The organism is Salinicoccus jeotgali (genome assembly GCF_039538805.1).
Lineage (GTDB): Bacteria > Bacillota > Bacilli > Staphylococcales > Salinicoccaceae > Salinicoccus > Salinicoccus jeotgali.
The window spans coordinates 1-10,528 of the sequence record NZ_BAABCK010000054.1 but is presented as its reverse complement, the minus strand read 5'-3'; the positions used below and the strand labels follow the sequence as shown (position 1 = coordinate 10,528).

11 protein-coding genes and 1 rRNA gene are annotated in these 10,528 nt (G+C 43.4%); 1 reads left to right on the top strand and 11 read right to left on the bottom strand.

The features are described from left to right. Positions 1-217 precede the first annotated feature (217 nt). The 6 genes from ABD734_RS08270 to ABD734_RS08245 all read right to left on the bottom strand — a co-directional run bounded on the left by ABD734_RS08270 (position 218) and on the right by ABD734_RS08245 (position 5,414). On the bottom strand, positions 218-1,090 hold the full coding sequence (locus ABD734_RS08270; protein ID WP_344703255.1) for an ICP22 family protein: 873 nt from the start codon (positions 1,088-1,090) through the stop codon (positions 218-220). Positions 1,091-1,302: 212 nt separating this feature from the next. Beyond that, the gene (locus tag ABD734_RS08265; RefSeq protein WP_344703254.1) at positions 1,303-2,139 is read right to left on the bottom strand and encodes a MurR/RpiR family transcriptional regulator; all 837 of its coding nucleotides are present in this window, start codon (positions 2,137-2,139) and stop codon (positions 1,303-1,305) included. A gap of 124 nt (positions 2,140-2,263) precedes the next feature. Beyond that, positions 2,264-3,706 carry a glycoside hydrolase family 32 protein gene (locus ABD734_RS08260; protein WP_344703252.1) on the bottom strand — a complete coding sequence of 481 codons (1,443 nt, stop codon included), beginning with the start codon at positions 3,704-3,706 and terminating at the stop codon, positions 2,264-2,266. Positions 3,707-3,726: 20 nt separating this feature from the next. Beyond that, entirely contained in the window at positions 3,727-4,482 is a 756-nt protein-coding gene (gene tatC, locus ABD734_RS08255) for a twin-arginine translocase subunit TatC (RefSeq protein WP_344703250.1), read from the bottom strand. Positions 4,483-4,531: 49 nt separating this feature from the next. Continuing rightward, entirely contained in the window at positions 4,532-4,762 is a 231-nt protein-coding gene (locus ABD734_RS08250; protein ID WP_344703261.1) for a twin-arginine translocase TatA/TatE family subunit, read from the bottom strand. 19 nt (positions 4,763-4,781) lie between these two features. Continuing rightward, positions 4,782-5,414, bottom strand: a complete 633-nt coding sequence (locus ABD734_RS08245; protein WP_344703248.1) for a redox-sensing transcriptional repressor Rex — start codon at positions 5,412-5,414, stop codon at positions 4,782-4,784. Positions 5,415-5,551: 137 nt separating this feature from the next. Between ABD734_RS08245 and ABD734_RS08240 the strand changes: the two genes are divergently transcribed. Then, on the top strand, positions 5,552-7,468 hold the full coding sequence (locus tag ABD734_RS08240; protein ID WP_344703259.1) for an ABC-F family ATP-binding cassette domain-containing protein: 1,917 nt from the start codon (positions 5,552-5,554) through the stop codon (positions 7,466-7,468). Positions 7,469-7,755: 287 nt separating this feature from the next. Here ABD734_RS08240 and tsaD read toward each other — a convergent pair whose 3' ends face one another. The 5 genes from tsaD to rrf form a co-directional block, all read right to left on the bottom strand. Next, complete coding sequence (gene tsaD / locus ABD734_RS08235) at positions 7,756-8,778, bottom strand: tRNA (adenosine(37)-N6)-threonylcarbamoyltransferase complex transferase subunit TsaD (RefSeq protein WP_344703246.1); 1,023 nt, start codon at positions 8,776-8,778, stop codon at positions 7,756-7,758. Then, the gene (gene rimI / locus ABD734_RS08230; protein ID WP_344703257.1) at positions 8,771-9,196 is read right to left on the bottom strand and encodes a ribosomal protein S18-alanine N-acetyltransferase; all 426 of its coding nucleotides are present in this window, start codon (positions 9,194-9,196) and stop codon (positions 8,771-8,773) included. The genes tsaD and rimI overlap by 8 nt, the downstream gene beginning before the upstream one ends. Before the next feature lie 5 nt (positions 9,197-9,201). Continuing rightward, a complete protein-coding gene (gene tsaB / locus ABD734_RS08225; protein WP_344703244.1) occupies positions 9,202-9,855 on the bottom strand; it encodes a tRNA (adenosine(37)-N6)-threonylcarbamoyltransferase complex dimerization subunit type 1 TsaB in 654 nt (217 codons plus the stop codon). Further along, the gene (gene tsaE / locus ABD734_RS08220; protein WP_344703242.1) at positions 9,836-10,303 is read right to left on the bottom strand and encodes a tRNA (adenosine(37)-N6)-threonylcarbamoyltransferase complex ATPase subunit type 1 TsaE; all 468 of its coding nucleotides are present in this window, start codon (positions 10,301-10,303) and stop codon (positions 9,836-9,838) included. Before tsaE ends, tsaB begins: the two co-directional genes overlap by 20 nt. 103 nt (positions 10,304-10,406) lie before the next feature. Continuing rightward, positions 10,407-10,521: ribosomal RNA gene (gene rrf / locus ABD734_RS08215) — 5S ribosomal RNA — on the bottom strand. Between the last annotated feature and the right edge of the window lie 7 nt (positions 10,522-10,528).

Here is a 10,528-nt window from a genome sequence, read left to right as displayed (position 1 = left end):
GGTTACTTACATTATAAAGGGTGCCTTTTGTTTTGTCTTTCATTTATATACATAGGAATCCCCCGGGTTAAAATTTTCATTTTAACCCGGGGGATTCTGCTTGGATCGGGACTTATGTCCCAGCCCCGTTTCATTTTTTTATTCTCATACAAATGTTGTGTAGATAATCTATGTGCATTCACTTTATTGGCATTTCTTAGATTTTGATATTCCGGGCTTAATCCGCCCTAAGGATTTTGGAGCACATCAGTTCGTTGACCCGTTCATCCAACAGGTTCAATTCTTCGTCTGAGGCACCTGGCCGCAATGTGATTCCGGCCAGTATATCACCATGGTCATAACGATAGAACTTAGGTGCTGAGGCAGTTCCCGTAATGTTTTGCTTGGCAGGCGCGCTTTCATCATACTGTTCTGTTTCTCCAGTACTGTCATGGGAGGGATCCTTCGGGGAGGGTGCATTGTCGCCCTCTCCCATCTCACTTTGTACAGCCTCCCTCTCTTCTACAGCAGGGATCCCGTCAACTTCAGATTCTTCTTGTTCCGAGGTTCTGGATGCTGGTATATCAGTTGACTCTAATGTATTTTCCGTTGCATCGCCAGGCGGTTCTGGAGCAGCCGTTTCATCTGAAGATGATTTTGGCTCTTCTATCATATCTTCAGCATCTTCCACTATTGAATCGGCAATGGGAGGGGCTTCTCCCGTGGAAGGCTCAGATATGTCTGGAGTGTCTTTCTGTGTTTCTTCAGTCTCTTCTTCTGATGCGGGGACAGGGCCCGCTTCTTTGTTGCCGTTCGCTGCCTGCTTATGGATTGCTTCCTCCTGGCTCTGTTCCGGACCAGTCTGTACCAGCAACCCTTCTTCAGGCTCTATCGCAGGTGTTTCTGGCGTTTGTAGTGCCCCTTCCTGCTCAGGGGTATCTTTTATCATATCTTCCTGCCCGCGTGCCTCCTCTGAAGACGGTGCTTCATGGCCTCCATCTGCATCTCCTTCTACTTGTTCTGCCTCCATGACAGTATTTATATTAATGGCAAATAGAGTGGATATCATCAAAAGTGATGAAATACCGAGCCGTATTGTTCTATATATCAATTTAATGCCTCCAAACCGCCTCTATGTTCTCTGAACGATTAATGTCATAAACCGAGTATATTAGAAGAATGCATCGACAGCTATAAAAATGGAAGTTTGTTACACAACCTTAATAATGGCTGATTTATTTTAAAGATTATTGCAGATATGTTGCAGTCAGATGTCCTTCCCCCATCTCAATTTTCCTACAATAAAAGCCCCTCAATGAGGGGCTAGTGTGTGATATCATATGTCTTCATAATCGTTTCATAAGCTTTCGAACCCAATTGACGGCACGTATAGAAGAATAGCACATCACATATCGCGAGCTGTGCGATGCGGCTCGTCATATTCATATACTGAATATTGTTCTCTTCCTCGGTAATTTCTATTGCCACATCTGAATTGCGCTTAGCGATCGAGGCGTGGTTCTGGGTCAATATGACGGTCTTGATGCCCAACTTTTTGGCGAGTTTGACCACTTCTACCACTTCCCTGGTCTTACCGGATAAAGTGATGAGGAATAGTACATCATCTTCAGTTGCATTGGATAACCGGGTCATGCAGAAGTATTTATCCGTGGTGAAGAAAGCATTGATATTTATGCGGTGGAGATTCTGTTCGAACTCGGTACCGACACTCGCCGCCTCCCCTACTCCGAATATGAAGGTGTTGCGGGATTTCGCAAATAGTTCCGCCGCTTGCTTGATCGCATCGCGGTCCACTATCTTTTCGGTATTATAGAGTGCCTGGATGGTGTTCTTGAAGACCTTATCGAAAATCTCGCGATGGGTGTCCTCTTCCAGATCGATCACTCTTGAAATATTCTCTTTCTCAAGGGTATGTAACTCTTTGGCTAGTTCCACTTTCAATTCCTTGATACCTGCAAGTCCTATACGCTTTGAGAATCTGACGATGGCAGCATCACTCGTACTGCTGCTTTTAGCGATATCTTTGACTGGCATATTGATGACTTTGGCTGGATTTTCCAGCATAAAATTAGCAATGCGCTGCTCCACAGGTGTCATGTATTCAAACCGCTTACGAATCTGACTTAATACCGAAAACATAGTTTTTCCCCTCTCGCCTACCTTGTTACTTCCAATGATAACAAAATAATCAAAATATTATAAGAAGAAATGAAACTTTTTATCTTCCAATAATAAAATTTGTTTCATGCTGCAGGGCGAAGCGTTAATTATCATTGGTTGGCTTTATATCATATCTTGCCATCCTGACATGACACCCTCCTATTTCAGTCGAGAATTCTACGCCTGTAGATTCATTTGAAGGGAATATTCTCGCACTCATCACCGCTTCTCCGTGGTTGGCAAACACTTCTATGCTGGAGATGTCCATAAAGATATCTAGCTGCGATAATGGGGCCTCGAGCTGGACTTTCCGGGTTGTCCCATCAACGTTGCCAGGCAATTTGCCGCTGAAGGTCCTGTCCAGTGTCAAAACCTGCGATTCGCTGTCATAGATCAAACTTGTATGTTCGCGCCTGCTCACCCTCAAATCGATGTGGATGCGGTTTGCATTATTCTCTAGTATATCGAGGACCAATTCATAACTGTGGCCATAGAAGTCTTTAATCTTTCTTGGATAATGATCAAAATAACCTTCAGCGGTCAGTTCGTTCGTCCTATAGTTACACAGCCCATCAAAAGGCTTCTGTATCAGGTGCGAACCACGGACACTCACTTCCCTCGGTATTGTCAGACAATGATCCCATTCACCATTTGTTGGATAGTCCGTTTCTTCTGTCCCCATCCAACCGACTATCAGCCGTTTCCCTTCAGACATCACGGTTTTAGGAGCATAGAAGTCGAAACCGTGGTCCAGTTCATGGAACGCCCCATGTGTCATATGTAATTCATTAAAATCAATATCCCCTACAAGGTAGCCCGATTGATAGATGTTCCAATAGCTGTTCTGATACTTATCCAGACCTTTCACATTGAAGAGTAATACATCTTTGCCATCCAACTTGAAGTATTCAGGGTGGGTCCACATGAAACCGAACTGATCAAGCTCCGTAGCCAGAGGTCCATCATATTGGAAAGAGGATGGGCTGTCGCCGCTGAAGACTAGTATGCGTCCAAACTCATCCTCGGTGCCAGTCCCGAGCATCATGCGATATTTATCTTCGTGAAATACATACGGCGCGTTCATTACCGGCAGATAGCCTTGAGGTGTTCCTTTTATGATGGCCTCGGTCGTCTTGAATTCTTTTTGGGCATCCAATATGGAGTGATACTGAATGCACCTCCGCGATTTTAGGCCGGTGTAGAAAAGGTGTAGTCCATCTTGATTGTCGGTAACGAGCGCAGACCCTGGTGAATCACCGTCTGACAACATCTTTATGACGCCCTGGTCATCGAATGCCACCATATCCTTCGATGTAAGATGATACAGACATTTCGTTCGCTGACCATATACGGGCGTCCATTCATAGAACAATTGATATCCTTCAGCATCCGCCACAAGGCCTGCAAGGCCATCCAAGCTCCCTAGAGGGGGTTGCACATGATAATGCTGTCGCCATTCATCTGATACTTTTTTTGGGGTGTGTGCCTCAAGCTGCCCATCAGCCGATGGATGGCTGAACATCCTTCCATCTGAATCCAATGCCATCTCAAAAAACCTCCCAAATCTTAGTCCAACGATTCTTCAATTGCTTTTTGCTCTGCCTTTAAATGTCTGCGGTAACCAATTTTAGAAATATAGATACTGATTTCATACAAAACGATCATCGGGATCGTCAACATGATATGGGTCATCAAGTCAGGTGGCGCAATCAAAGCTGCTACGACCAACAAGATGAAATAGGCATACTTTCTGTTCTTCTTCAAAAACATTGGAGTCAGCAACCCCAGCTGAGTCAGGAAAAGTACCAGTATCGGCATTTGGAAGATCAGGCCGAATGGCAGGACTGTCCTGAACAGGAAACCAAAATATTGATTGATGCCGATTGTTGTCTCTATCCCCATATCCTCCGACAGTTCAAAGGTGAATTGTATAATATATGGTACAAGTATGAAGTAGCTGAAGGCCATTCCAAGCAGCATGAGCAGCATGACGATTGGAATGTATGATAGTGTCAGCTTCCTCTCATTGCTGTAGAGACCCGGAGAGACAAATGCCCATATCTGATACAGTATTACCGGGAGTACGATTACAAAACCGATGATCATGATGACCATCAGATATATTTTGAGCGGATCGGTCACTTGGAATGCGTGCATCTGTATGGATTCGGTCCATGGTGCTTCCTGAACCTGATATATTAACGGTTTGGAAAGGAAAAAGCCGACCAGCATTGCGCCTGCAAAAAAATATATGACAATCATAAGCCGTCTGCGCAATTCATCAAGATGCTCAGTGATTTCCTTCTTTTCCAATTCATTCATCGATTTTCCACCTCTTTAAAAAAAGGCGGCTTCCGCCACCTCAAGACCTTTATACTTCAGATTCGATTTTCTTCTGGTTTTTCTTCTTCTCTTCTTCGTCGTCATCGTCATCATCATCTGTAGCAAGGCCCTTTGTTGCATCTTTGAATTCCTTCAATGTGGAACCCATGGCTTTTCCGAATTGGGGCAGTTTCTTAGGTCCGAATATGATGAGCGCTACAACCGCAATTACAATCATACTCGTTGGCGTTACTACCATCAGTGTAGTCGGTATGAACATTTCGAGCACAGTATCCCTCCTAGATATGTTTCATATAAAAGAACAGTGCCTGCAATTCGACACTCAAATCTATATTGTGTACATAGATTCCATCGCTTACATCCAGCCTCATCGGTGTGAAATTAAGAATGCCTTTGATTCCGGCCGCTTCAAGACGCTCAGCCATCTCCTGGCTGACTTCTGCAGGCAGTGTAAGGATTGCCACATCTATGCCATGATCTTTAGCCATTTTTTCAATTTCATCCGAGTGGTGGACCATTGTATCATTGATTGTTGTTCCGACAATGCTGCTGTTGTTGTCAAATGCAGCAACTACGTTCATTCTATCATTTATGTTGCTGAATTTATAGTTCAATAATGCACTACCCAAGTTACCTGCACCGATGATGGCGACATTTCTCTTTTGATTACCTTGGATATGTTCCATAAAGAATTTCAACAGGCTTTTGACGTTATATCCGTAACCTTTTCGGCCAAGTTCACCAAAATAGGAGAAATCCCGCCGAATTGTTGCTGAATCTATATCCAGTGCTTCACTGATCTCCCGTGAAGAAACCCGATCCACCCCTGATTTTTCGGAGTTTTTGAAGAATCTGTAGTACAGGGGTAAGCGCTTCATCGTTGCATTCGGGATTTTCTTTTTGTTATTCAAATCTCGTACACCTCTTTTATTGCACTTTGTTGATATATTATATCATAATTGCACGCCTATAGTCCCATAAGAGTCACCTGATTTCATCGTTTTTTTACGCTATATATTGTAAACTTGAGGAAAGTGAGGGATTTATGATGATAGTGATGCAATTAGGGAACATAAAAAAATCTTTCGGTACAGATATGATTTTTGAAAATATGAACCTGGAAATTAAAACAGGACAGACAATCGGCATCGTCGGTAAGAATGGTGCCGGAAAAACAACTTTGATGAAGATGATGGCTGGTGAAATGAGTATTGATGAAGGACAGATCACCAGTCCAAAAGGCATTTCAATAGGATATCTGACACAACAGATGACACTTGAGTCTACACATAATGTCAGAGAGGAAATGCTCCGCCCTTTCTCGAGGTTGCTTGAGACCGGGAAGGAAATGGAGAAAATCGCCGAATGGCTTGCTGTACATGACTATGATGATCCAGACTATCAAGACCAGCTCGATAGATACGAGAAAGTGCAGAATATTTTCGAAGCTGAAGGTGGATATACGATAGATTCGGAAGTAAAGACAGTTCTGACCGGTCTCGGGTTCATGCCTGAGGACCTCTACAGAAGCGTAGAAGCTTTCTCCGGTGGTCAAAAGACACGTCTTGCACTTGGCCAGATGCTCCTATCCAAGCCTGATCTGCTGCTCCTGGATGAACCCACCAACCATTTGGACATGGATACCGTCGCGTGGCTCGAGCAGTATCTTAACAGCTTCTCGGGCGCTATTGCCATAATCAGTCATGACCGCTACTTCTTAGACCGTACTGTCGACAAGATATATGAAGTCGAGATGCATAGGGGCACCCTCTACCACACCGACTACTCGGGTTATGTAAAAGAAAAAGAAAAAAATCATGCACTGCATATGAAGGCCTTTGAACACCAGCAAAAGGAAATTAAAGAGCTCGAAACTTTTGTGGAAAAGAATATTGCCCGTGCTTCAACAAGCAATATGGCGAAGAGTCGCCGAAAAAAACTGGAAAGCATGGAACGTATTAATATGCCTAGGATGGACACGAAAAGTGCAGACTTCTCATTCGATATCAGACGAGAAAGCGGCAATGATGTGCTCAGAATCAAAGATCTGGCCATAGGATACGAAGAGACTTTAAACAGTCATATCAATCTGAACATCGATAAAGGCGACCGTCTCGCCATCATTGGTCCAAACGGTATCGGAAAATCAACTCTGGTCAAGACGATTGCCAAAAAATTATCACAACATGATGGGGAAATCATTTATGGAGCCAACATATCGATTGGTTATTATGATCAGAAACAGGCAGAATTCACTTCCGGTAGAAGTGTACTTGAAGAATTATGGCATGAATATCCGAATATGAACGAAAGCGATGTACGCAAAGTGTTGGGACGTTTCCTGTTCACCCAGGATGAGGTCATGAAACAGATCAATGATTTGAGTGGTGGCGAAAAGGCCCGCATACAGTTGGCTAAATTGATGCTTGAAAAAAATAATCTGCTCATACTTGATGAGCCGACGAACCACTTGGATATAGACAGCAAGGAAGTCTTGGAGCAATCATTGCACAATTTCCCCGGCACCCTACTGTTCGTTTCGCACGACCGCTATTTCATCAACCGCATTGCCAATAAAATTGTAGAAATGGGCGATCAGCACACTGATATATATAATGGCGACTACAGTTATTATCAGCATAAAAAAGAAGAACAAGCGGCAATGCAGATAAAAATCGAGCAGGAAGATAAAGAAGTAAAGAACACAAACAGTTATGAAGCGCACAAGCAAAGGCGAAATGAGATTCAAAAAACCAAAAAGAGTATAACTAAAACTGAAAAAGAGATACAAGAGAAAGAAGCTGAAATTGAATCAATTGAAGAGACACTCGCCTTGCCGGAAGTTTATGGAGATTATGAAAAGGCAGCGGAGTTCAATAAGCAATTGAATGACTCGGAAGCGGCACTCGAACGTCTTATGGAAGAGTGGGCTTCATTATCAGAATCATTGGAAGCAATGGAATGATGAACGTATGTTCGTCATTCTCTGGCTTTATACGTAATCCTTTTACCCACGATATTGTACACAGCCTAAATGCTTTTATACCAGTTCCTCCACATAGTTATCCACAGTGTTGATAACTATTAAGAACTACTTAACCACAAATATACCCACAATTATGTGCTTGATATTAGTGGTTATGCCATTTTCATCAACAAGTTATCCACAACCGTGGATAAAACAAACGTTCCGTATTGACAAAACATGTTTACAGAAAAAAACCTATATGGATAAATATCCATATAGGTTTTTTACATTGTATATTCTTCTATATCGATCGTATTGCGGCCATTTAGCCCTAAAGTTCCGAAGGCACCCTTATTATAGAGGTGATAAGCTACAGCCCCAATCATCGCTGCATTATCTGTACAGTACTTTAACTGTGGCACACTTAACTTTATACCCTCATCTTGGCACTTCTCTTCAAAACTCGCACGCAGACCACTATTGGCTGCGACACCACCAGCTACTATCAGATTTTTCACTCCATAATCTTTTACTGCCCTCAAAGTCTTGACAGTCAATACTTCTACGACACTTTCCTGAAAACTCTTTGCTACGTCCGCTGCATTCACTTCCTGACCTTTTTGCCTCTGGTTGTGAAGCGTGTTGATGACCGACGATTTCACGCCGCTGAAACTGAAATCGTAACTCTCCGGCTCAAGATAAGCCCGTGGGAATTCATAGATGTCATGCCCTTCTTTGCTGAGGCGGTCGACATGCGGTCCACCGGGGTAAGGCAAGCCTATGACCCGCGCAACTTTATCGTAGGCTTCCCCCACTGCATCATCACGCGTCTCGCCGATGACCTCAAAAGACAGATGGCTTTTCATATAAATCAGTTCTGTATGCCCTCCTGAAACGATGAGTGCCACCAACGGAAAGTTCAGTTCTTCATCCAATTGGTTGGCGTATACATGACCTGCAATATGATGAACAGGGATAAGGGGTAGATCATGAGCAAAACTAAATGCTTTAGCTGCATTGATGCCGATGAGCAATGCCCCTATCAATCCTGGCCCTTCCGTAACAGCAACAGCAGATAGGTCTGCAGGCGCCATATGTGCTGCTTCAAGCGCTTCTTCAATTACTACGGTAATGGTTTCCACATGGTGTCTGGAAGCCACCTCAGGCACAACGCCACCAAATCTTTTATGGCTATCGATTTGGCTGACTACTATATTGGATAGCACTTCATTACCATTCCGTATCACACTGCACGCTGTTTCGTCACAACTTGTCTCGATACTTAAGATGACTACATCTTCATTCATTCAAATTCACCCACATCACGTGGGCATCCTTGCCTGGACCATAATAGTCCTTCCGGATGCCTCCATATTTGAAACCTTCATTCTCATATAAGATCATTGCGCGTTCATTATCCACGCTCACTTCGAGCGATAGAATTTCGGCGGATTTTTTGGCATATGTTTTAGCGTGTTGCAAAAGGGCTTTACCGTAACCATGTCCGCGCATTCCTCTATCGATGGCTATTGTTGTGATTTGACTCTGATCAATGATGATCCAAGTGCCGCAATAACCTACTATTTCACCACGATGTTCTATGACGAAATATGTAGCAAATTCATTTGCCGTCAATTCACGCCTGAAAGCCTCAATACTCCAGGATGTATTAGGAAATGAAGCACATTCTATAGTGTACACAGTTTTTACGTCGTCTAGAGTCATCTTTCTTATGATTGCTGCTGATTCATCCAATTTTTCTCAGCCTCCGATATTTTTAGGTATTCGGGAACCATCTCATGAATATCTTCTCTTCTGAGAATTTCAGGATACTGTTCGACTGTGGTAATGCGTGGTACAGTATGCGTATATTCAGGCAAGTTTTCAGTGAAGGCTTCGTTTCCATCAGCCAATAAGCAAACTTCTTCATATTTCTTCATTTCTTCATAAACAGTCTCTAAGGATTTATATCCTGCTGCTTCAACTTCTTTGATATGCTCAGATACATGATACAATCCGCTGTAGACGTTCCCCCGCCTTCCATCGAACATCGGCAGAACATTGCCCTTGGCACCACTAGAAGCAGCTATGACAGCGAGGGAAGAGACGGAGTACAACTCTATTCCAAGAGCCTGAGCCAATGTTTTCGCAATGGTCACGCCAATTCTTACTCCAGTATAGGAACCTGGACCCCGTGCTACTACAATTCGATCGATGTCACTGCGCTTATAGCCTGAAGATTCAAGCAAATGATTGATATGCACCATAATTGTTGCTGAATGGGTTTTTTTAACCGTCGTATTTATTTCAGCGACCATACGGCCATCTTCATTAATGGCTGCAGATAAAGGTCTATTTGAAGTATCAATCATTAGCGTAATCATCTTCAAGGTCCTCCAATAGTTTAATGTAATGTTCCCCATATGCCTTAAAATGATAAAGGCGAGCATCTTCACTGAGGTATTCTATGTTAATATCCAGGTACTCAGGTGGCAGAAAATCTTGAATGAACTCAGGCCATTCGATGATCGCAACATCTTCACCATTGAAGTATTCATCGAACCCCATGTCTTCGTCACTGCCTTCGAGTCGATAACAATCCATGTGGTGCACTGTGAATTTCCCCTGATAACTTTTTATGATATTGAAAGTCGGAGAACTCATTCTGCGTTTCACATCTAAATGCACCCCCATGAACTGGGTGAAAGTGGTCTTTCCAGCACCGAGGTCACCGGAGAGGAGAATGACGGTCCCATTCATTATATACTTCGTTAAATTTTTAGCCAGTTTCTCAGTTTCCGTTAAACCAGTGACTTCAATACTGAATTCCATTATTCAACCACCTACCTTGATTATATCTTCATTATACAAAAAAAGAGACCTATAAAGGTCTCAATGCGGCTCATCGCATCCATAATGTAATTATGTACATACTGCCCGGCGGCGTCCTACTCTCACGGGACGTCAGTCCAACTACCATCGGCGCTGGAGAGCTTAACTGCTGTGTTCGGCATGGGAACAGGTGGGGCCTCTCCGCGATTGCCACCGGACAATATG